At 65.3% G+C, this 20,808-nt stretch carries 20 protein-coding genes and 3 tRNA genes; 11 read left to right on the top strand and 12 right to left on the bottom strand.

From position 1 onward, the window contains the following. Window positions 1-27 precede the first annotated feature (27 nt). A tRNA-Leu gene (locus tag CH293_RS10595) sits at window positions 28-110 on the bottom strand. 179 nt (window positions 111-289) lie between these two features. Between CH293_RS10595 and CH293_RS10590 the strand changes: the two genes are divergently transcribed. From CH293_RS10590 to pknB, 7 genes are all read left to right on the top strand, one after another. Continuing rightward, on the top strand, window positions 290-1,741 hold the full coding sequence (locus CH293_RS10590; protein ID WP_094720153.1) for a DUF3662 and FHA domain-containing protein: 1,452 nt from the start codon (window positions 290-292) through the stop codon (window positions 1,739-1,741). A gap of 154 nt (window positions 1,742-1,895) precedes the next feature. Then, window positions 1,896-2,360, top strand: coding sequence for an FHA domain-containing protein (locus CH293_RS10585; protein ID WP_020112263.1), 465 nt, complete (start codon window positions 1,896-1,898; stop codon window positions 2,358-2,360). Continuing rightward, complete coding sequence (locus CH293_RS10580) at window positions 2,357-3,802, top strand: PP2C family serine/threonine-protein phosphatase (protein WP_094653353.1); 1,446 nt, start codon at window positions 2,357-2,359, stop codon at window positions 3,800-3,802. Before CH293_RS10585 ends, CH293_RS10580 begins: the two co-directional genes overlap by 4 nt. After that, window positions 3,802-5,259: an FtsW/RodA/SpoVE family cell cycle protein gene (locus CH293_RS10575; protein ID WP_026347777.1), complete on the top strand. Its 1,458-nt coding sequence runs from the start codon at window positions 3,802-3,804 to the stop codon at window positions 5,257-5,259. Before CH293_RS10580 ends, CH293_RS10575 begins: the two co-directional genes overlap by 1 nt. After that, window positions 5,256-6,743: a penicillin-binding protein 2 gene (locus CH293_RS10570; RefSeq protein ID WP_094720152.1), complete on the top strand. Its 1,488-nt coding sequence runs from the start codon at window positions 5,256-5,258 to the stop codon at window positions 6,741-6,743. The genes CH293_RS10575 and CH293_RS10570 overlap by 4 nt, the downstream gene beginning before the upstream one ends. A 7-nt stretch (window positions 6,744-6,750) precedes the next feature. Continuing rightward, a complete protein-coding gene (locus CH293_RS10565; RefSeq protein ID WP_193748923.1) occupies window positions 6,751-8,220 on the top strand; it encodes a serine/threonine-protein kinase in 1,470 nt (489 codons plus the stop codon). After that, window positions 8,217-10,151: a Stk1 family PASTA domain-containing Ser/Thr kinase gene (gene pknB / locus CH293_RS10560; RefSeq protein ID WP_037110019.1), complete on the top strand. Its 1,935-nt coding sequence runs from the start codon at window positions 8,217-8,219 to the stop codon at window positions 10,149-10,151. The genes CH293_RS10565 and pknB overlap by 4 nt, the downstream gene beginning before the upstream one ends. Window positions 10,152-10,293: 142 nt before the next feature. Here pknB and CH293_RS10555 read toward each other — a convergent pair whose 3' ends face one another. From CH293_RS10555 to CH293_RS10540, 4 genes are all read right to left on the bottom strand, one after another. Beyond that, the gene (locus tag CH293_RS10555) at window positions 10,294-10,713 is read right to left on the bottom strand and encodes an SgcJ/EcaC family oxidoreductase (protein WP_094720150.1); all 420 of its coding nucleotides are present in this window, start codon (window positions 10,711-10,713) and stop codon (window positions 10,294-10,296) included. 59 nt (window positions 10,714-10,772) lie between these two features. After that, window positions 10,773-11,402, bottom strand: a complete 630-nt coding sequence (locus CH293_RS10550; protein ID WP_094720149.1) for a maleylpyruvate isomerase N-terminal domain-containing protein — start codon at window positions 11,400-11,402, stop codon at window positions 10,773-10,775. A gap of 86 nt (window positions 11,403-11,488) precedes the next feature. Continuing rightward, window positions 11,489-12,130, bottom strand: a complete 642-nt coding sequence (locus CH293_RS10545) for an aminodeoxychorismate/anthranilate synthase component II (RefSeq protein WP_019665036.1) — start codon at window positions 12,128-12,130, stop codon at window positions 11,489-11,491. A gap of 29 nt (window positions 12,131-12,159) precedes the next feature. Continuing rightward, window positions 12,160-12,915 (bottom strand): DUF881 domain-containing protein, encoded by a 756-nt coding sequence (locus CH293_RS10540; protein WP_094720148.1) that lies wholly within the window; start codon window positions 12,913-12,915, stop codon window positions 12,160-12,162. Between the two features lie 275 nt (window positions 12,916-13,190). On the opposite strand from CH293_RS10540, the gene crgA reads away from it, so the two are divergent. Continuing rightward, window positions 13,191-13,454 carry a cell division protein CrgA gene (crgA, locus tag CH293_RS10535; RefSeq protein WP_019665038.1) on the top strand — a complete coding sequence of 88 codons (264 nt, stop codon included), beginning with the start codon at window positions 13,191-13,193 and terminating at the stop codon, window positions 13,452-13,454. Window positions 13,455-13,511: 57 nt separating this feature from the next. After that, on the top strand, window positions 13,512-13,994 hold the full coding sequence (locus CH293_RS10530) for a PH domain-containing protein (protein ID WP_170945201.1): 483 nt from the start codon (window positions 13,512-13,514) through the stop codon (window positions 13,992-13,994). Window positions 13,995-14,033: 39 nt separating this feature from the next. Here CH293_RS10530 and CH293_RS10525 read toward each other — a convergent pair whose 3' ends face one another. Further along, window positions 14,034-14,945, bottom strand: a complete 912-nt coding sequence (locus tag CH293_RS10525; RefSeq protein ID WP_094720147.1) for a rhomboid family intramembrane serine protease — start codon at window positions 14,943-14,945, stop codon at window positions 14,034-14,036. Between the two features lie 43 nt (window positions 14,946-14,988). Beyond that, window positions 14,989-15,516: a peptidylprolyl isomerase gene (locus CH293_RS10520; RefSeq protein ID WP_037110007.1), complete on the bottom strand. Its 528-nt coding sequence runs from the start codon at window positions 15,514-15,516 to the stop codon at window positions 14,989-14,991. An 81-nt stretch (window positions 15,517-15,597) separates the two neighbouring features. Between CH293_RS10520 and CH293_RS10515 the strand changes: the two genes are divergently transcribed. Continuing rightward, window positions 15,598-16,032 carry a hypothetical protein gene (locus CH293_RS10515; protein WP_094720146.1) on the top strand — a complete coding sequence of 145 codons (435 nt, stop codon included), beginning with the start codon at window positions 15,598-15,600 and terminating at the stop codon, window positions 16,030-16,032. A gap of 3 nt (window positions 16,033-16,035) precedes the next feature. Here CH293_RS10515 and CH293_RS10510 read toward each other — a convergent pair whose 3' ends face one another. The 3 genes from CH293_RS10510 to CH293_RS10500 all read right to left on the bottom strand — a co-directional run bounded on the left by CH293_RS10510 (window position 16,036) and on the right by CH293_RS10500 (window position 19,852). Further along, window positions 16,036-17,655 carry an alpha/beta hydrolase gene (locus tag CH293_RS10510; protein WP_094720145.1) on the bottom strand — a complete coding sequence of 540 codons (1,620 nt, stop codon included), beginning with the start codon at window positions 17,653-17,655 and terminating at the stop codon, window positions 16,036-16,038. 64 nt (window positions 17,656-17,719) lie between these two features. Then, on the bottom strand, window positions 17,720-18,766 hold the full coding sequence (locus CH293_RS10505; protein WP_037110001.1) for a GGDEF domain-containing protein: 1,047 nt from the start codon (window positions 18,764-18,766) through the stop codon (window positions 17,720-17,722). Between the two features lie 138 nt (window positions 18,767-18,904). Continuing rightward, window positions 18,905-19,852 (bottom strand): acyl-ACP desaturase, encoded by a 948-nt coding sequence (locus CH293_RS10500; protein WP_094720144.1) that lies wholly within the window; start codon window positions 19,850-19,852, stop codon window positions 18,905-18,907. 230 nt (window positions 19,853-20,082) lie between these two features. Here CH293_RS10500 and CH293_RS10495 point away from each other — a divergent pair, with 230 nt between their 5' ends. After that, complete coding sequence (locus CH293_RS10495; RefSeq protein WP_037109995.1) at window positions 20,083-20,286, top strand: hypothetical protein; 204 nt, start codon at window positions 20,083-20,085, stop codon at window positions 20,284-20,286. A 72-nt stretch (window positions 20,287-20,358) separates the two neighbouring features. Here the strand turns inward: CH293_RS10495 and CH293_RS10490 are convergent. Beyond that, window positions 20,359-20,431: transfer RNA gene (locus CH293_RS10490), tRNA-Ala, on the bottom strand. A gap of 218 nt (window positions 20,432-20,649) precedes the next feature. Continuing rightward, a tRNA-Ile gene (locus tag CH293_RS10485) sits at window positions 20,650-20,723 on the bottom strand. Between the last annotated feature and the right edge of the window lie 85 nt (window positions 20,724-20,808).

Raw genomic sequence — 20,808 nt, 5'->3', positions numbered from 1 at the left:
CGAGTGAATCAGCTGCGGCCAGTGTTGTGGGCGGAGGGGGACTTGAACCCCCACGTCCCGAAGGACACTGGCACCTGAAGCCAGCGCGTCTGCCATTCCGCCACCCGCCCGGGCGACCGATGAACATTAACACGCAGATATCGCTGCATGAAAATCGTGTCCGTTCGTCGGCCGACCGCAGCACCGACAGGCTCCGAGCGGCAACGTATATCATGCTGAGACGACGACCTGTAGGCGACACGCGCCTGAGGCGCAATCCAACGAAGCACGACCGGGAAGTGAGGTCACCATGGGCATTGTCCAGCGTTTCGAGCGAAAGCTCCAAGGCGCAGTGGGCGACGTCTTCGCCCGAGTGTTCGGCGGTGGTGTCGTCCCTCAGGAGGTCGAGGCGGCGCTTCAGCAGGAGGCGTCGGACAGAGTCCGCCCACTCGACGGTGGTCATTATCTCGCGCCGAACAGCTATGTGATCACCATCAACAGCTCCGATCACGAGGAACTGGCTGCGGACCAGGACCTGACCATGAAGGCATTCTCCCGCCACCTGGGCGACTACATACGCGATCAGGGCTGGCAGACGTACGGAGAGATCGCGGTTCGCTTCGAGCCGTCCCCTACTTTGCACACCGGCCAGTTCCGGGCCAGTGGTTCGGTCGACCCCGATGTGGGACGATCACCGACTGCAGCCGGTGCCGCGCCACAGAAACCTGCAGCACCCGGTCCGCGACCCCCGCGCCCGTCCGCCACACCTAAGTCGACATCAGGAGCCGGCCACATGACGCAGAACCCAGGTTACGACCCGCAACGCGACCCGGCCGACGGCTCTCGCCCCGACCCTCGCGCACGCGGTGGATACCCGGCGCCGGGTCAGGACCCTCGGTACGCACAGCAGAACGGGCGCGATCCGCGCGCAGCAGATCAGGGCTACCGCAACGGTGCGCCGTACGGGGGCGGCTACGGCGCCCCGGCAGCGCAGGCACCCGTACAAGAAGGCCAGTACGACCCTCGGTCCTACGGTCAGGGCCACGACGACCAGGCGTACGGCGACCAGCAGTACGCAGATCAGGGCTACGACCAGCAGTATTCCGATCAGGGTTACGACCAGCAGGCATACGGCCAACAGGCGTACTCGGATCAGAACGGGTACGAGCAGGCGGGGCATGAGCAGGCTGCACGTGACCAGGGTGGCCAGGCCTACTCCGATCCGTCGTACGGACGCCAGGGTTACGAACAGCAGGGTTACGACCAGCAGGCATACGGTCAGCAGCACTACGGTCAGCAGGCGTACGCGGACCAGGGCTACGACCAGCAGGCGTACGCAGAACCGGCCGGCTACCAGCAGCCCGCGTACGACTACCCGCCGCAGCAGAACGGCTACCCGCAGGGCCAGTACCCCACCGCGGGATACCAGCAGCCTGCTTACGGTTACGACGAGCCCGCGTACTCCGACAGCCAGGGTCTGACGGCAACGCTGCAACTCGAGGACGGCAGCGGACGGTACTTCCAGCTCCGTGACGGCCAGAACATCATCGGTCGTGGCCAGGATGCCCAGTTCCGTCTACCGGACACCGGCGTGTCCCGCCGACACGTCGAGATCCGCTGGGACGGCCGGGTGGCAATGCTCTCCGACTTGGGCTCCACCAACGGAACGACGGTCAACGGATCCCCGGTCCAGGATTGGCAACTCGCCGACGGCGACGTCATTCGCGCTGGTCACTCGGAGATCCTCGTCCGCATCGTCTGACGCACCTCACCCGTATGGTGATCGACACGCGCAGCTTCCCCTTAGGATGCTGCGTGAGACGTCGTGTCATTACGATCGCTGGCGACTCGGGGGGAGATCCCGGCGTACGCCCGCGACGCCGACCAAGTACGACCTGCGAAGGAGGTGGACGGCTGTGCAGGGCTTGATTCTGCAGTTGACCAGGGCAGGCTTTCTGCTGTTGTTGTGGTTCTTCGTCTGGGCCGTGCTTCGCACACTTCGCAGCGATATCTACGCGGCGTCGGGCATGCGGATGCCTGCGCGGTACTCGGGCGGATCGAAGGTCCTCCCGTCGTTCAACAAACAGAAGGTTGCCAAGAATCTAGTGGTGACACAGGGCGGTCTCGCCGGAACACGAATTTCACTCGGTACACAGCCTGTTCTCATCGGCCGCGCGGACGACTCCACGCTCGTGCTGACCGACGATTACGCGTCGACTCGCCATGCTCGAATTTCGCCACGCGGCGGTGATTGGTACGTCGAGGATCTGGGTTCGACCAACGGGACCTATCTCGATCGCGCGAAGGTGACGACGGCAGTTCGAGTTCCGCTCGGCACTCCGGTGCGTGTCGGTAAGACCGTGATCGAGCTGCGCCCGTGACACTGGTACTGCGATACGCCGCCCGCAGTGATCGCGGCTTGGTGCGCTCGAACAACGAGGATTCCGTCTACGCCGGTGCCCGTCTTCTCGCCCTCGCCGACGGCATGGGCGGGCACGCGGCAGGCGAGGTGGCGTCGCAGTTGATGATTGCAGCGCTCGCGCACCTCGACGACGACGAGCCGGGCGACGATCTCCTCGGCAAGCTCGAGGCCGCGACGCGCGAAGGCAACGCGTCCATCGCCGATCAGGTCGAGGAAGAGCCCGAGCTCGACGGCATGGGCACCACCCTTACCGCGATTCTGTTCGCGGGCAGGAAGATCGGGCTCTGCCACATCGGCGACTCCCGCGCGTACATGCTCCGCGAGACCAAGCTGACCCAGATCACTCGCGACGACACGTTCGTCCAGTCCCTCGTCGACGAGGGCAGGATCACTGCCGAACAGGCACATACGCACCCGCAGCGTTCGCTGATCATGCGTGCACTGACCGGCAACGAGATCGAGCCGACGCTGACCGTGCGGGAAGCGAAGGCCGGAGACCGTTACCTCCTGTGCTCCGACGGATTGTCCGACGTCGTGAGCGACGAGACCATCGAGAACACGATGAACGAGGGCGATTGCGCGTCGTGCGCGGACCGCCTCATCGAATTGGCGTTGCGCAGTGGCGGTCCGGACAACGTGACCGTCGTCGTCGCCGACGTCGTCGACATCGACTACGGGCAGAGCTCACCCATTCTCGGCGGCGCAGCCAGCACCGAGGACGAGGAAGACGCTCCGCCGCCGAACACGGCAGCCGGACGCGCCGCGGCAATGCGCCCACCCCGGACCACACCGAAGCGGGTGACGACGCCTGCGCCGGTGCCGGAGAAGAAGTCGCACAAGCTGCGGTGGACGCTGGTTGCTCTCGCCGTCGTCGCACTGCTCGTCGGTGGCGCTTTCGTTGCCAACGCGGCCATCCGTGGCAACTACTACGTCGGCGAGGACAACGGCCGCGTCGCCGTGATGCGCGGTGTGCCCGGTTCGATCCTCGGATACTCGCTGCAATCCGTGCACAGCATCGGATGCCTCGGCGACGAGGGCGCACTCACGTTGAGCGCACCCGACACCGTTCCCGCAGACTGCACCGTCTTCCAGGTCGACGACCTCGCACCTGCCGCACGCGAGCAGGTGCGCGCGGGGCTGCCGTCGGGCAAGCTGGACGACGTCAACAGCCAGATGAACCGCCTCGCCTCGGGAGATCTTCTCCCGCCGTGCGACGAGGTCGCTGCGACGACGAGTCAGACCACACCGTCGCCGACGCCTGCCGCGCCTCCCGCGGATCCGGCCGCACCTCCCGCCGACCCGGCCGCGCCGCCTGCCGATCCTGCTGCGCCGCCGACCACGACCACTCCGGCGCCCACGGTTACCCAGTTGCCGGGTCAGAACTGCAGGACCGGTACTTGATGAGCTCCAATCCATCTGTGGGGGCGTCCTTTCCGAGCCCACCGGGCGGATTCGCGCCTGCTCCGGTCCAGTCCAATCGCCGCAACATCGAGTTGCTTCTGCTCGGTATCGCAGTGCTCATCACGACGCTGTCGCTCGTCCTGGTGGAAGCCAGCCAGGAACAGGCGATCACGTGGGATCTGGCGAAGTACGGTCTGGCGTACCTCGCTCTGGTCACGGTCGCTCACCTGGCCGTGCGTCGGTTCGCTCCGTACGCGGACCCGCTGCTGCTTCCGATCGTGGCGCTGCTCAACGGGCTCGGATTGGTGTTGATCCATCGCCTGGATCTCGCGGACCAGCAGTCGGCTGCATATCTGGGACAGGAGATTCCGTCTCCCGACGCCAACCAGCAAGTGCTGTGGACAACACTGGCTATCGCCGGTTTCATCGCGCTCCTCGTGCTCCTTCGCGACTACCGCACTCTCGCTCGGTACAGCTACACCGTCGGATTGTGCGGTTTGGTGCTGCTCGCCATCCCGGCCGTCCTGCCATCGGCGTTCTCCGAGGTCAACGGTTCGAAGATCTGGATCCGGCTGCCCGGGTTCAGCATTCAGCCGGGTGAGTTCGCCAAGATCCTGCTGCTCATCTTCTTCGCGTCGCTGTTGGTCGCCAAACGAGAACTGTTCACCACCGCCGGCAAGCACTTCCTCGGCATGGACTTCCCGCGTGCCCGCGACCTGGGGCCCATCCTTCTGGTGTGGATCGTCTCCGTCGGTGTTCTCGTGTTCGAGAAGGATCTCGGTTCCTCGCTGCTGATCTTCGGCACCGTGCTGGTCATGATCTACATCGCGACCGAACGCGTCGGATGGCTCATCATCGGTTTCGGCCTGCTGCTCGTCGGGTTCCTGTTCGCGTACCAGGTGTTCGGCCACGTCAAGATCCGTACCGACACGTGGCTGCACCCGTTCGACGACTACAACGACACCGGCTACCAGATCGTCCAGTCGATGTTCAGTTTCGCCACCGGTGGTCTCGCGGGAACAGGCCTCGGCAGCGGACGTCCGTCGCAGGTGCCGTTCGCGAAGACCGACTTCATCATCGCGGCCATCGGCGAGGAACTCGGTCTCATCGGACTCACCGCGGTGCTGGTCCTGTACCTGGTCTTCATCATCCGTGGTCTGCGGACGGCGTTGGCGGTGCGTGACAGCTTCGGCAAGCTCCTCGCCGCAGGCCTGTCCTTCACCGTCGCGATCCAGTTGTTCGTCGTCGTCGGCGGCGTCACCAAGCTCATCCCGCTCACCGGCCTCACCACGCCGTACCTGTCCTACGGAGGATCGTCGCTTCTCGCCAACTACCTGCTCGTCGCCCTGCTGATCAAGATCTCCGACGCCGCACGTGAACCCGCGACGCCGAAGAAGAAGCCGGCACCGGCCGCCCCCATCGCCGAGGCGCCGACCGAGATGGTGAAGCGCTCATGAACACTCCGCTCCGCCGCGTCTCCGTCGCCGTCATGGTGATGGTCGTCGCGCTGCTCCTCAACGCCACGTACCTGCAGGTCATCAAGGCCGACGACCTGCGGTCCGATCCACGCAACTCCCGAGTCCTGCTCGACGAGTACTCCCGCCAGCGCGGTCAGATCTCGGCCGGCGGCCAGGTCCTCGCCGCGTCGATCGCCACCGACGATCGGTACAAGTACCTGCGTACCTATCCACCGAACCAGTTGGCGCCCAACAGCCCGATGGCCAACGCCCCGATCACCGGTTTCTACTCGATGCTGTATTCGAGCACCGGCCTCGAGCGGACCGAGGATCAGGTACTCAACGGTTCCGACGACCGCCTGTTCGGTCGCCGGCTGTTCGACCTGATCTCCGGGCGCGATCCACGCGGCGGCAACGTCGTCACCACGATCGATCCCGTCGTTCAGCAGGTCGCCTACGATCAGCTGTTCTCCCGGGGATACACCGGATCGGTCGTGGCGATCGAACCGTCGACCGGCAACATCCTCGCGATGGCCAGCTCGCCGAGCTACGACCCGAACCTGCTGGCCAGCCACGACGGTGCGCAGACCACCGAGGCCTGGGACGCACTGAACGCCGACCCCGCGAAACCGCTTCTGAACCGCGCCATCTCGGCGACGTACCCGCCCGGGTCGACGTTCAAGGTGCTCGTCACCGCCGCGGCCCTGGAGAACGGTGCAACACCCGACGACCAGTTGACGGCGGCGCCGACCATCACCCTGCCCGGCACCGAGACCACCCTGGAGAACTACAACGGCAGCACCTGCGGCGGCGGCCCGACGGCGACACTGCGCGAGGCCTTCGCGCGCTCGTGCAACACCGCCTTCGTCGAGCTCGGTATCGCAACCGGCGCCGACGCGCTGAAGGACACGGCGAGCGCATTCGGCATCGGCAGCGAGACGACGTCGCTTCCGTTGCCTGTCGCGGACAGCACCATCGGCCAGATCCCCGACGACGCTGCTCTCGGCCAGTCCAGCATCGGACAGCGCGATGTCGCGCTGACGCCGTTGCAGGACGCGGTGATCGCAGCGACCGTCGCCAACTCCGGCGTACGGATGGACCCGCACCTGGTCAGTCAGCTGCAGTCCCCTGACCTGTCCAACCTGTCCACGACGGTCCCGCAGTCCGCAGGCGACGCGATCAGTCCCGAAACCGCGAAGACGCTCACCGACCTGATGATCGGGTCGGAGAACAACACCGGCGGCGAAGGCAAGATCCCGGGTGTGCAGATCGCGTCGAAGACCGGAACCGCCGAACACGGCACCGATCCGCGGAACACACCGCCGCACGCCTGGTACATCGGGTTCGCGCCCGCCGACAATCCGAAGATCGCAATCGCAGTAATCGTCGAGGACGGCGGTGACCGCGCCCTCGCCGCAACCGGTGGGTCGGTCGCAGCTCCGGTCGGTCGCGCCGTCATCGCTGCCGGATTGCAGGGGAGGTGACCATCTCGTGCCACTGAAGAACGGTGCAGTCATTGCACAGCGCTACCGCCTGCTACGACTGATCGCGACAGGCGGAATGGGCCAGGTGTGGGAGGCGATGGACAACCGCCTCGACCGCAAGGTCGCCGTCAAGGTGCTCAAGGCCGAGTTCTCCGAGGACCCGGAGTTCTTGCAGCGCTTCCGTTTCGAAGCCCGGACCACCGCCCAGCTCAACCACCCCGGCATCGCGGGTGTCTACGACTACGGCGAGACGCGCGACGAAGCAGGCGAATCACTCGCGTACCTGGTGATGGAACTCGTCAATGGCGAACCACTCAATGCCGTCCTCGGACGCATCGGCCGGCTCCCCCTGGGTCATGCCCTCGACATGCTCGAGCAGACCGGGCGTTCACTGCAGGTCGCCCACACCGCGGGAGTGGTACACCGCGACGTCAAGCCGGGAAACATCCTGATCACTCCGGCCGGCCAGGTGAAGATCACCGACTTCGGAATCGCGAAGGCCGTCGACGCCTCCCCGGTCACCAAGACCGGCATGGTGATGGGCACCGCGCAGTACATCGCGCCGGAACAGGCCCTGGGCGAGGAAGCCACCTCGGCTTCCGACGTCTACTCCCTCGGAGTCGTCGGATACGAGGCGTTGTCGGGGACACGCCCGTTCGTCGGTGACGGGGCCCTGACGGTCGCGATGAAGCACGTCCGCGAGACACCTGCCCCGCTGCCCGCCGACCTCCCCGCAGGCGTCCGGGAGCTCATCGAGATCACGATGGCGAAGGACCCGGCACAGCGCTACGCCAACGGTGGTGAATTCGCCGACGCCGTCGCCGCTGTCCGCGCAGGCCGCAGGCCGCCAGCTCCCGGTACCAGTCGGGGGCCTGGCACGGGTCGCGTGATGATGCCGGGAGTCGTACCGGCGCCGACGCCGACCAGCACACAGATGATGCCGACGTCGCAGAACCGCTACACCGGCCCGCAGACAGGTGCCGCTGCGCCTGCCGTACCCGAACAGACCGGCATGTCCTCGGCGCAGAAGGCTCTCGCCTGGGGCGGTGGAGGCCTGTTGCTGCTCGCGATCGTCATCGGAGGGTTCGTGCTGCTGAATCGAGAGGACGAAACTCCCGCTCCGTTCGTCCCGCCGACGACGTCTCAGCAGCCGGTAACCACCACCACGACCACCACACAGCCGACCACCACCACGACCGAACCGACGACGACCACCACGGAACCGACCACCACCACGACGACCACCACCACGGAACCGACGACGACCGAACCGACCACCACCTCGGAGACCACGACGACGAGCCGCGGCGGGATCACCATCCCGTCGTTCACGTTGCCGTCCATCCCCGGAATCGGCGGCGGCCAGGAGGAAGAACCTCAGGCGTCGGGCGCCACGGACGGCGCAGCCGCCGCGGACGAATTCTCGGATCGACCCCCCACCGATCGACCCTTCTTTGATCGACTAGGACAGCCATGACGACTCCCCGCAACCTCTCGTCCCGCTACGAGCTGGGCGAGATTCTCGGATTCGGTGGCATGTCCGAGGTTCATCTCGCGCGCGACAATCGCCTCGACCGCGACGTCGCCATCAAGGTCCTGCGGGCGGACCTCGCCCGCGACCCCACGTTCTACCTGCGTTTCCGCCGGGAAGCTCAGAACGCGGCCGCGCTGAACCATCCTGCGATCGTGGCGGTCTACGACACCGGTGAAGCCGAGACGGAAGCAGGACCGCTTCCGTTCATCGTCATGGAGTACGTCGACGGCAGCACGCTGAGGGACATCGTGCGCGCCGAAGGCCCCATGCCTGCCAGGCGCGCGATGGAAGTCATCGCCGACGTCTGTGCTGCGCTGGATTTCTCGCACCGCAACGGAATCGTCCACCGCGACGTCAAGCCGGCGAACGTGATGATCAACAACGCCGGCGCCGTCAAGGTCATGGATTTCGGCATCGCCCGTGCCATCGCCGACAGCTCGAGCCCGATGACGCAGACCGCCGCCGTCATCGGAACCGCGCAGTACCTGTCGCCGGAACAGGCCAGAGGCGAGCAGGTCGACGCACGGTCCGACGTGTACTCGCTGGGCTGCGTCCTGTTCGAGATCCTCACCGGTGAGCCGCCGTTCAAGGGTGACTCGCCCGTCGCCGTCGCCTACCAGCACGTCCGTGAGGATCCCGAGCTTCCGTCACGCGTCAACTCCGACGTTCCGCGCGAACTCGACTCGATCATCCTCAAGGCGATGGCCAAGAACCCGGCCAACCGTTACCAGTCCGCCGCGGAGATGCGTACCGATCTGGTCCGCGTACTCGGTGGGCAGCGCCCCAGTGCACCGACGGTCATGAACGACGAGGACCGCACCACGATCCTCGGCGCCATGGATGCACGCGCACCGCAACCGCGAGCGAAGGCGACGGCCGACTCCACCGGCAGTGCGAGCACCGGACGCCATGCGGACTCCGACGATTCGGAGCCGCGGCATCGCGGTGTCAGGATCGCTCTCCTGTCCGTCGCGGCACTGGTGATCGTCGGAATCGTGGGTGCGTTCCTGTGGTCACTCGGCCCCGGCTCCTCACCGGACCGCGTCGCGATCCCCGACGTGTCCAACCTGTCCGCGTCCGACGCCGAAGCGCGTCTCCAGGAGGCGGACCTGCGGGTCGCGATCCAGGAGAAGCCCGACGCCACCGTCGCATCCGGCAACGTCATCACCACCAGACCGGGCGCAGGCGCCGAGGTGGACTCGAAGAGCACCGTCAACCTCGAGGTGTCGACCGGCCCCGAGCAAGTTCAGGTGCCGCAGCTGACCGGCAAGACCGAACAGCAGGCCGCGCAGGCCCTGTCCGCGCTGGGCCTCGAACTCGACGGCACCCGAGCGCGTGCACCGTCGACGCCGGAGAACCTCGACAAGGTCGTCGAGCAGAATCCGTCGTCGGGGGTCGGCATCACGGTCGGATCGTCCGTGAAGATCACTCTCGGCTCCGGTCCTGCGCAGATCCGCGTGCCGGACGTCGTCGGCCAGCAGGTCGCCGTCGCGCAGCCGAACGTCGAAGGCGCCGGATTCAGAGTTCAGGTAGAAAACATCGACTCGAGCCAGCCCGTCGGAGAGGTCGTCTCGACCAGCCCGGCAGGTGGGTCCAACGCAGTCGAAGGTGACACCGTCACTCTGCGGGTGTCCAACGGCGACAAGATCCCGATGCCGGACTTGTTGGGCCTGACGGTGTCCCAGGCACTGTCCGCCCTCGAGTCCGCGGGTTGGACGGGCACGACGTCGAACATCAGCACCACGACCGAGGTCCAGCTCGACCCGACCGTCGTGAACCGCATCGTCAATCAGGCCGAACCAGCCGGGTCGGAGATCACCAAGACCCAGACCGTCAATGTCACGGTCGGCGCCCTGGGAATTCCGGGGCGCTGACCGTCCGCTGTCTGTCCGTATCGCGCGATTACCTACTCGCCTCGTGTATCCACGGATGCGGCGTACGTATCCCGATCAGGCGCGACATGGCACTGAAGTTCGGCCACTGTCGCCGACATCAGCTGGATCGGCATGGAAAGCGCTACGCAGCCATGGTGTTCTGCCGACGCCAAATGAGCCAGCGTCCAGAACGGCGAACGAAGATGTATAGAGCGTTCATCTCCGGCGCGCGGCCGTCCTCGGCGCTCTCTTGGGTCGACCAAGCATCTTTCCGGGCGGAAATGACGTCCACGGACAAGGCCACAACGTCGGCCAGCTGATAGTAGGCGGTCGCGTCCCGCAGAAAGTCCGAGGCAAGAGCTTCCCGCGTGGCGTTCTCGATCGCGAGACGACCTTCGAGTACCGCGCCACGGGCGGTCACCACCACGGCATCGTCGGCTAGGTGCGCGTTCATGAGCGCAGAATCTTTGTTGTTGAAGCCGAGCTCGACGTCTTCGAGGATTGTTCGAATAGCCCTGAGGTCAGGGCCGCTCACCGTTCCGAAGCCAGTGGAAGAATTCATGGGTGGAGGCTAAAACCTCGAGTTGACTTCGGGTCAAGCGCCGCACATCCGAGCCGGGGCTAGTTGTACCAACGCCATTCGCTGCGCATTGCCCGGTCCGGCATTTCGCTCCGGCCCGTCGCCCACAGGAGCAGCGTAAACGGATCCACATCCGGTGGGGCGTCGACATCGGGGAACAGTCTGACCAGCACCCGACGGCACAGCAAGCCGTCCGGATTCCACTCGATATCCGTACCGTCGAACAGGTCGTGACCATGCACGATCAATTCGACGGCGGCCATCGCCGCGAACCCTTCGCCGTTGGTCTGGCCGAACACATGAGCAACACTGATGTCCGGCGGGCTCACCGCCACTACCGCGATCAGGATATTCGAGGCGGCCTCGATCATCGCGGCGAGGCCATCGGGGCCGGCTTCGCGGTCGCAGTGCATCAACTCGTCGGGCGATCCGGGGCGACGCTGCGTCGTCTCGAACGGGATATCGCCAGTGACGGTCGGCGCGGCCACGGTTGCCGCGTACACCATCAAATCGTCGGCAACGTGCTCTGCTGTCTCCCAGCGTGTCCACGACAGCGAACCAGCCGGCTGATCCCACAAGCCCGGTTCCAAGGCGGCGATCCCATCGAGCAGGCTCGATGCGAGAAGTCGGACGTCACCGACAAACGACTGTCCTCGTTCCGTCATGTTCATGATCCTGTCAACAGTGGCTCGCGTGGTTCAGAATCGGGTGGCGCACCAATTCTCCTGCTCGAGACGCTGCAGTTCTTGTGACGCTGCTATCGGAACGCCAGCGCCACCTCGGCCTCGAGCCGATCCACCAACGCGTCGTCGGCTTCCGCCCCGCATACCTTCAACCAGTTCGCCAACATCCGGTGTCCGCCCTCGGTCATGATCGACTCCGGGTGGAACTGGACACCGTGGATCGGAAAGTCTTTGTGCCGCATGGCCATCACGAGACCCGAGTCGGTTCGGCCCGTCACCTCGAGCTCGTCGGGAATGGTGTCGGCGAGCACCGTCAGCGAGTGGTACCGGGTAGCGGTGAACGGTTGCGGCAGCCCTTCGAGGACACCGATGCCATCGTGATTCACCGAGCTGGTCTTGCCGTGCAGCAGTTCCGGAGCGCGGTCGACCGTCGCGCCGAACGCGGCCCCGATCGCCTGGTGCCCGAGGCACACACCCAGCAGAGGGGTCCTTTCCTTTGCCGCGGCGGTGACGAGATCCATCGTCGCTCCTGCACGCTGAGGAGTGCCTGGTCCCGGGCTGAGCAGAATGCCGTCGAAGTCGCGGGCCACGGCGTCGCGGTCGTCCAGGCGCGGATCGTCGTTGCGCCACACCGTCGCGTCGACTCCGAGCTGGCCCAGGTACTGGACGAGGTTGAAGACGAAGCTGTCGTAGTTGTCGACGACGAGGATGCGCATGCGCCCCAGAATAGGTCACGGCCTGTCGCTCATCCTGGCTGGGCGAACTGCAGCCGAAGAGACCCCTGGTAGGCGGGCACCGTCAGATCGTCGGAGGCGCCGACGGTGAGACCGAGGCCGTAACGGACCGAGTACTGCCGAAACAGTTGCACACCCGGCTCGGCGTCGAGAGCGGCGTTCAGTGCGGCCGCATCGCCCAGCGCGGTGACGAAGTACGGCGGGCTGTACGTCCGCCCGCCCAACAGCAACGTGTTTCCGATGCATCGGGGTGCGACATTGCCGGCGACCCGCTGGTCCTGCATCGCGAGCGCCGTCGCGCCGCCGGACCACAACGCATTGAGAACGCTCTGCACATCCTGTTGATGGACGACGAGATCGTCCGGGGATGCGTCCGACGCGTACCGCCCGTCGCTTCCCCTCGGTGCATCGGTCAACGTCACCACGACTCCCGGGCCCGATTCCGCTTCGAGCCCGGCAGGCGCCAACAGTGGGCCGACGCCGGCGAGCGCGTCGGCGACGTCCGAGTCTCCGGCGCCGGCCTCCCGCTGGAGTTGCTCGACCTGCACCGCCAACTCGTCCCGCGTGCTCTCGGCCTGGTCCGCACTGTCCTGAGCTGATCTGACCAGCGTCGACAGGCGTGTGGTGTCGGTCCGACGGATCTCGTCACCGCTGGAGAACTGCCGCGTGGTGGACAGCAGCACACCGACGAGAAGGCACACGACGACCACCATCACCTGCCATGCGCGCGACGCAAGCACGCCCGAGCGGTCGTTGTCCGAAGCCATGAAATCCTCCGGTGCTCTCCCCAGCGTTTCCGCTGAGCTAGCGTGTACAAGGCATGTGCACGCAGTTGGGCCTTCAGGCTGCCGTGATCATGTGACAGCACCGAACGCTACCTGCTCGGGGGATCTCCGCGGGCCGCAAGGTCACGCAGTGGCGACTCGGCCGTGTTCATCCACAGGCCGGTCCGCGATTGTCCACAGCTGTTCACAGTCCGGTATCCACAGGCACCGCTTCCGTGCACACACAGACGAAGACCGCGACGACGAAAGGGCGAGGAATGCCGAAATCGAAGGTACGCAAGAAAAAGGACTATGTGATCGCTCCCGGGACGCGTACTCCCGGTTCGGTGGCGTCGGGCCCGTCCAGCCCGTTCTACGTTGCCGTGATGCTCGGATTCATGCTGGTGGGGCTCCTGTGGCTGCTCGTCTACTACTTGGCCGCCGAGGACATCTCGTGGATGAACAGCCTCGGAGCATGGAACTTCCTGATCGGCTTCGGGTTCATGGTGGTCGGTCTCGTCATGACGATGAAGTGGCGATGACGGCGTCGCTCACTCATCGTCCGGCCGAGCTACTTACACACATGTTATTCATCCCCAATGTGGATAAAGCCTGTGGATGAATCGGGCGGCCATCCACAGAATGTGGACAACTTGTCGTGGGCGACACCCATGCCCGCGGTGATCGCACTGACCGTCGGCGGGTTTGCCCTGCTCGTGGCCGCATTTCTCACCGACAACGATCCAGCGGGTCGTGTGTTGATCTCCGTCGGTGCCATCGGCCTGTGGATAATCGCGGGTCTCGCTGCGTACCAGCGACCGCGCCTGTGGATAGATTCGGCGGGACGGCTGTCCGTGAAGCGTTTGTCCGGCATTCACACGTACACACGCGAGGAGATCTCCCGGATCACCCTGGTGCCGTACCCCCGCCTGGGGCGACGTGTACCGATGCTCGAGCTGAACGTCCGCCACCCGGACGAGGACGACGATCGACTCGTGATCTTCGGTAGGTGGGATCTGGGGACGAGCCCACAGGACGTGTACGACGCCCTCGAGCAGCGCGGCTTCGTCGAGGAGCGCTGACAGCGCTCCCGACACCGGACCCGGAAGACGGGTAGGGCGTCAGAGGCCCATCTGGGACCGGAAGTCGAGCACCCGCAGGACGATAGCCGCGAGCGCCGCCACTGCGACCGCGGCTACGGCCGCCCATCCGAGGTTGCTGCGGGTCCGACGGTTCTGCACCCGCGCGGGAACGAACAGAATGCCCGCTGTCGCGAGCGCACCAGCGACCAGGCCACCCATGTGTCCCCACAGCGAGATGCCAGGGATGGTGACACTGATGACGACATTGAGGCCGATCACGACGAGTGCGGGCGTCGGGCTCCGACGGAGTTTGAGCAGGATGATCGCCTGTGCGCCCAGAAGGCCGAAGATGGCACCGGATGCGCCGACCGTCGCGGTGAACGGGTCCTCGAGCAGCATCACCGACGCACTACCGCCGACGAGAGAGACCAGGTACACCGCGATGTAGCGGGTCTTTCCGAGAATTGCTTCCACGTCGCGACCGATGATGTACAGCGCGAACATGTTGACGAGCAGGTGAATCGGGCCGTAATGGAGAAATCCGCTACCGATCAGGCGCTCGTAGTCTCCGAGCGCGACAGCAGGCGGAAACAATGCCCAGGACTCGTACAGCGACGATGCGCCGGTGTTGTCCATGGCACTGCGGGACTGCAGGGCCGTCGCCGCGAACGCCAGAACGTTCAGAGCCATGATGACGTACGTGACCAGACCGTACGTCGAATCGGCAGACCCGCCTGCCACGGTGCGTGCACGACGGACCTGCGCATTGCCTGCACGTACACAGTCGACGCAGTGCTGCCCGACGGCCGCTGCCTGCAGGCACTGCGGACACGCGGGACGACCGCACCGCGAGCACGCGAGGCCCGTGGGTCGGTCCGGATGCCTGACACACCTCGACTGAGGTGGAGTGGGCTGATCGCCGTACGCGCCACCCCAGCCGGGGTTCGTCATCTACCGATGCTCCTCTTCGAGAAAGAGTTCGAAACTCGAGGTATCAGGCCAGCGTGACGCTGGTGATGACGACCTCGTCGACGGGACGGTCCCCGCGTCCGACGGGAGTGCCGGAGATGGCGTCGACGACCTTCTTCGACGCCTCGTCGGTGACCTCACCGAAGATGGTGTGCTTGCGGTTGAGGTGCGGCGTCTTCGTCGTGGTGATGAAGAACTGCGATCCGTTGGTCCCCGGTCCGGCATTGGCCATGGCCAGCAGGTAGGGGCGGTCGAACTGAAGTTCCGGGTGGAACTCGTCGGCGAACTTGTAGCCGGGGCCACCTGCACCGGTACCGGTGGGGTCTCCGCCCTGGATCATGAAGCCGTCGATGACGCGGTGGAAGACCGCGCCGTCGTAGAACGGCCCGGAATCGGAGCCCGACGCGTTGGACGTCGTGTACTCCTTGGAACCGTCCGCGAGGCCGGTGAAGTTCTCGACGGTCTTCGGCGCGTGGTTGCCGAACAGCTCGATGACGATGTCGCCGCGGTTGGTGTGCAGCGTTGCCGTTGATGTCTTGTTTGGTGTGCTCACCCCACCATCGTGCCACCCCGCACTCGTCGGCCGGTCGCGGACGGTCGGATGTGGCCGCACAGGATGTGGAACAGTGGGGGCATGACGAGCACAACGAAGTCTGCGCAGTTCCGGGATGTCGCCGTGAGCACCGGGGGCACCCTCGTCAAGGCAGCGAAAATTTTCGGAACCGGATCCGCAGGCGTCGGCCTCCAGCTGGCGACCCGGGCGTACGCACTGGCCCGCCGCGAAGCCGCGCGTCGCCGAGTCCGTCGGGCGACCTCGGCATCGTCGAAGATCCAGACGGCGAAGACCTCCTCGGGCCCGTCGCTGCTCGGTACTCCGACACGCAAGATCGTCGCGGTCGGCGCAGTTCTGGGTGCTGCCGGAGGCGTCGCCGTACTCGTGTCCAAGCGGCGCAACGCGTTCGACCCGCCGGCCGACGCACCGCCGAGCCTCGGGGACTACAGCGAGTCTCCGGTGAACGGATCGTCCGCACAGGCTGCGACGCGCGCGGACACCCCTCAGCAGACATAGCGTCTAGCCGCTCACCTCACCGGCTCGACCCGCGATCACCAGTCCGACGTTTCGCTGCGTGACGGTGCCGTCCGTCAGATACTCGCTGTGGCCTCGGCTGTCCGCGAGATCGCCGTCGGACCGCGTCGCCAGTGGCCTGACACCGTCGAGCTCACTCGGATCCGATCCGAAGAACCCCGTATCGGCGACGACGTCCTCGCGGGTCTCCGCCACGAACGTGTGCCCCGGCGGGACCGACAGGGCCGAGATGTCGTCGAAGCCGAGACCGGGTGAGCCCAGCGCCACGAGATCGTCCACGCCGGACACCCCACGTAGAGCGAGCGCGGCAGTGAGAGAACCGTACGAGTGCCCCAGCAGCGTCAGATGCGGATCCTCCGTGCGTGAAGCGTCGAGACCATCCAGGAACGCCGCCAAACGGGGAGCCCCGACCGCGGCCGCCATCGGTGAGACGACGGTGCGCGTCGGATCGAGCAGGCTCCAGCCGAGATGGGGTGCCTCGTAGTTCATCCACGTCACGCAGGCCACCGATTCGTCCGGAGGCAGCACGCCTCGCACTGTCGCCGCCAGCGCATCCATGTCGGCGTCGTAACGTTCGACGTCGCCGCCGACGTCCGAATCCAGTCCAGGGACGAACACGGCGACGTGAGTAGCCGTCGACACGTTGCCCACCGAAACAGCCGCCAACGTGTCCTCACCGCTCGTGTTGTCCAGCACCAGCAGTTGCCGATTTCCCTGTGCCAGAACGGCTTCGATCTCGTCGAGGGCTTTCAGTCGCTTCTCGGTCTGAGCGAGACCGGCGTCCGCGTCGTCGAACAGCCCGCCGAAGACGTTGCCGTCCAGCGTCCGAGCAAGCTCGTCGGCAACCGACTCCAAACGCGCTCGCTCGGAGACCAGGAGCCTCCGATTCGCGGCGTCACGTACCTCGGCCGGAACGCCGTCGAGATTCCCGACAGCTCCGGGGTCACGGACGAGCAGTGCCGTTCGCTCCGCCGGACTCGCCATCTGCCAGGCCACGTTGTTCGCCGCTGCTGCCGCTGTGGGAGTGGGTAGCATGGCCGGGGCCGTATCGGCGTCCGCGGCAAGCGCAGCGGCCGTTGCGACGTCGATGTCGGTGGCGCGAACGATCACCTGCCGGGCTCGGGCCTCGAGTTCCCGTATCACTCCGAGGCGATCACGTGCGTGGTCGAACGCGTCCTCGGCTGCGACGGAGTACGTCGTCAGCGGATCGGCCACCGTTCCCGAATCGGAAATCTCGAGCCTGTGTTCGACGCCGATGCTGTCGCACTCTCGCAGCGCGGCCCGCACGGGATGGGCCTGTTTCGCGAACGTCGTCACAGCGCGAGCGATGCGACCCAGCTCGTCGGCGTGAGCGCGGTAGTCCGCGATCAAGCGCGACACCGAGAACTGTGCGGCATCGGCGGCGTCTCCGCTCCACTCGAGCTGTGCAACGGCGGCCTCGATCTCGCCGACCGTGGAGGCGAGAGAGTCTGCCCTACGTGCCACCCGCGCACCCAGCAGGGTGATCTCCGACGGTTGCCATCGCTGAATTTCGTTCCACAACAACACATCCACCCCGATGCCGGTCAGGTCGATGCGGACGCGATCGACATGACAGACAGTCAACCCCGGTCGAGGCCAAGCTGCGGAGCGTTGTCCACAGCCTGTGGATGAAATCTGTGGAGCAACGTCAGCGCGCTATTCTCCACTCCGACTGATCAGGCCCCGACGTGCCCGGGCGGGGCGGTGTGGACGGTTGGGGCGACGTCGATGGACGGGCTGACTTCGGAGGGCGGCTTCGCTTCGCCCGGTACAGATCGGCGTCGGCCGCGCGGTAGATCTCCGCCCAGCGACGTGCAGCGGGCATGCAGACGATGCCAACACTCCACTCGGCACGATGAGCACGCCGAAGACGGTCGATGATCTGCCACGCCTCCGCCTCGAGCACTCCGGGCATGAAGAGCACGAACTCGTCGCCCCCCAACCGGCCGAGCACGTCACGTCGGCTCAACTCCGCCTTCCATGCCTTCGACACGCGCGCCAGAAGGACGTCACCTGCGATGTGCCCGTACTCGTCGTTGATGTCCTTGAAATGATCCAGGTCCAGTACGGCCATGCTGACCGACAGACCGCGCGCCGCGCACGCCGGCAACATCTTGGCGACCTTGGACTCGAAGCCGAATCTGTTCAACAGACCGGTGAGAGCATCGTGAGTGGCGGTGTACCGCATGCGCCTGGCGAAGGCTCCGAACACTTCGGTGGCACCCACGACGCCGAGGGCGATGAGAACGTACGCGATGAACGAGGACTCGAAGGGGCCTGCCGCAGCACCGAGTACCGCGAACACCGCAAGCGCGCCCACCCACATCCCGGCGTTGCGCTCGGACCAGAAAGCGCCGATGTGCATGCCGAGGAACATCGTCGCCAGGACACAGATCAGGTACGTCGGCAAGGTGTTGCTGGCCGAGAAGGACAGCGCGACAGCGACAATCCCCATGAAGGTGACATGACCGATCGTGCGCTTGGGGCTCGGACCCTTCAAACGCATCAGCATGATCGTTGCCGCGATACCGAGAAGTAGAGACACGAGAACCGCACACCGCGCCCAGGTACTCGCGCTCGGCCAGTACGCACTCCCCCCTGCCGCGTACAGAACCGTTGTGCCCCCGATGTACACGAGAAGGGTGAGCGCGGATTCGTCCAGCTTTCGAGTCTTCGCCATCAGACGATCGAGCATTGCCGCCCCACCTCCCCCAGAACATCGCATCCAGCGTCGACGGCGACGTCTGTCGTGCGGGACTTTAACACCTTCCGCCGACGTCCGAACACGAAGCGAAGCCGGTGGACCGTGGGGACCGATCCGAGGGGAGAGAGCCTAGGACACCATCTCGGCTCGAGCCGACTCTCGGGCAAGGAGGCGATCGCGCGACTGTTCGAACTTGGTCGCCTTCACCCCGAGCTGTTCGACGAACGCCGCGAGACGGTCCCGGTCTCGCTCGCCATCGGGCCCGAAGTCGTTGCGCTCGAATATGCGCCACTTTCGGAGGACCGGCATCAGTACCTCGTCGAGGTGCTGGCGTAGATCGTAGATTCCGTGCTTGGCAAGGGACATCGCGTTCTTGCGGAAGTTGGGCATGTTGAGTCCCGGCATGGCGAAGTCCGTCACGACGTCTGCGATCGCCCGCACCGTCTGATCCGGTGTCAGATCGAGCGCGGCCTCGCCGAGGTTCCCGTAGAAGATCATGTGCAGGTTCTCGTCCGCGGCGATTCGAGCCAGCATTCGGTCCGCCACCGGGTCACCGCACGCATGGCCGGTGTTGCGGTGGGACACTCGCGTCGCAAGCTCCTGCAATGTCACGTAGGCGACCGAATGCAGAAAGTTCGCGCCGTCCATCGGAGCGTCGACGCCTGTGGTCATGTGCTGCATCCGTGCCCGTTCGAGCTCGACAGGGTCCACCGCTCGGGTCACGACGAGGTAGTCCCGCATCACGATGCCGTGCCGGTTCTCTTCCGCCGTCCACCGACCGACCCACGTACCCCAGGCACCGTCGAGCGAGAAGTTGTCTGCCAGACCGCGGTGATACGACGGCAGGTTGTCCTCGGTGAGCAGGTTCGTGATCATCGCCGTGCGCGCGAGGTCGGACAGTCCGGACTGCGACTCGTCCCAGTCGTCGCCGCCCATCGCAGCGAAATTTCTGCCTTCGTCCCACGGAATGTAGTCGTGGGGATGCCATTCCTTCGCTATCGAGAGGTGGCGATCGAGGTTCACCGCCATCGTCGCTTCGAGTTCGGTCAGCAGTTCGGTGTGATCGAGGTTGCGCATCGCTGATTCCTGTTCACGAGGTCGATACGCACGTCGCGTCCGAGGTGGCCTGATACGCGCTGACGCTAGAGCAGTCCCTGGCGCTCGGTCCCCCGTCCGCGGGTTGTCTGGGAATGTCCACATCCGGCTCGCGGTCGCTTGGTCGCCATCACAGACATTGGCAGTTTTTCGCGGAAGTATGACATAACTGCCACTGTTCGACGTGGCCTGCACCGATCGACACTTGCACCATGGCAACCTTCCTCGCACTGGTACTCGTACTCGGATTCATCCACGTCGCCGCCACCACCTACGTGCGACACCAGACCTCGAACTCGGTCAGCAGACTCTGGGCCGGCCCCTACCGATACAACTACTTCCGTCCCGAAGAAGAATCCGTTCCCACCCACCGCATCCGGACGACCCCACAACGCAGTGACCCCACAACGCAGTGACCCCGACACGCATTCGCGTATCGGGGTCACTGACGATCTGTGAAGCTATCCAACTGTCGAACTATCTAATTGTGGAGCCTAGGAGATTCGAACTCCTGACATCTGCCTTGCAAAGGCAGCGCTCTACCAACTGAGCTAAGGCCCCGGGGTGGTGCAAGCGAACAGTACCTTACGAAATCTCGAACTCGAAATTCCCTGGTCCTGACGCCTCCGTGCGGACGATCAGCGAGTGGAAACCTCGTGCCACACACCGTCGCTGTTGCGGAGGGACCGCACGTTCGACGCCGCCAACACGACTGCTACCGCTGCACCGATCAGAAGAAGGATTTTCATGACTATGTCCCTCTTCCAAATTGCTCGGTGTGGGCCTAGGAGGACTTGAACCTCCGACCTCTTCCTTATCAGGGAAGCGCTCTAACCGCCTGAGCTATAGGCCCGTGAACCTCGATTCGGGCAGAAGATTTCTCTTTCCGAACCGAGGAGAGAGATTACCGCATCGAACCGCCGTACTCCAAAACGGCT

Origin of the sequence: Rhodococcus sp. 14-2470-1b (assembly GCF_002259415.1) — a bacterium.
Classification (GTDB): Bacteria; Actinomycetota; Actinomycetes; order Mycobacteriales; family Mycobacteriaceae; genus Rhodococcoides.
This window is presented reverse-complemented; position numbering and strand designations above follow the sequence as displayed.

Bases quoted from the DNA above. Each gene is read 5' to 3' on its own strand.
- crgA (WP_019665038.1), top strand. From the start codon at position 13,191: ATGCCGAAATCGAAGGTACGCAAGAAAAAGGACTATGTGATCGCTCCC.
- CH293_RS10495 (WP_037109995.1), top strand. From the start codon at position 20,083: ATGGCAACCTTCCTCGCACTGGTACTCGTACTCGGATTCATCCACGTC.
- CH293_RS10525 (WP_094720147.1), bottom strand. From the start codon at position 14,945: ATGACGAACCCCGGCTGGGGTGGCGCGTACGGCGATCAGCCCACTCCA.
- CH293_RS10555 (WP_094720150.1), bottom strand. From the start codon at position 10,713: ATGAATTCTTCCACTGGCTTCGGAACGGTGAGCGGCCCTGACCTCAGG.
- CH293_RS10540 (WP_094720148.1), bottom strand. From the start codon at position 12,915: ATGGCTTCGGACAACGACCGCTCGGGCGTGCTTGCGTCGCGCGCATGG.
- CH293_RS10590 (WP_094720153.1), top strand. From the start codon at position 290: ATGGGCATTGTCCAGCGTTTCGAGCGAAAGCTCCAAGGCGCAGTGGGC.
- CH293_RS10505 (WP_037110001.1), bottom strand. From the start codon at position 18,766: ATGCTCGATCGTCTGATGGCGAAGACTCGAAAGCTGGACGAATCCGCG.
- CH293_RS10530 (WP_170945201.1), top strand. From the start codon at position 13,512: ATGTGGATAAAGCCTGTGGATGAATCGGGCGGCCATCCACAGAATGTG.
- CH293_RS10545 (WP_019665036.1), bottom strand. From the start codon at position 12,130: ATGCGCATCCTCGTCGTCGACAACTACGACAGCTTCGTCTTCAACCTC.
- CH293_RS10550 (WP_094720149.1), bottom strand. From the start codon at position 11,402: ATGAACATGACGGAACGAGGACAGTCGTTTGTCGGTGACGTCCGACTT.
- pknB (WP_037110019.1), top strand. From the start codon at position 8,217: ATGACGACTCCCCGCAACCTCTCGTCCCGCTACGAGCTGGGCGAGATT.
- CH293_RS10570 (WP_094720152.1), top strand. From the start codon at position 5,256: ATGAACACTCCGCTCCGCCGCGTCTCCGTCGCCGTCATGGTGATGGTC.
- CH293_RS10575 (WP_026347777.1), top strand. From the start codon at position 3,802: ATGAGCTCCAATCCATCTGTGGGGGCGTCCTTTCCGAGCCCACCGGGC.
- CH293_RS10515 (WP_094720146.1), top strand. From the start codon at position 15,598: ATGACGAGCACAACGAAGTCTGCGCAGTTCCGGGATGTCGCCGTGAGC.
- CH293_RS10500 (WP_094720144.1), bottom strand. From the start codon at position 19,852: ATGCGCAACCTCGATCACACCGAACTGCTGACCGAACTCGAAGCGACG.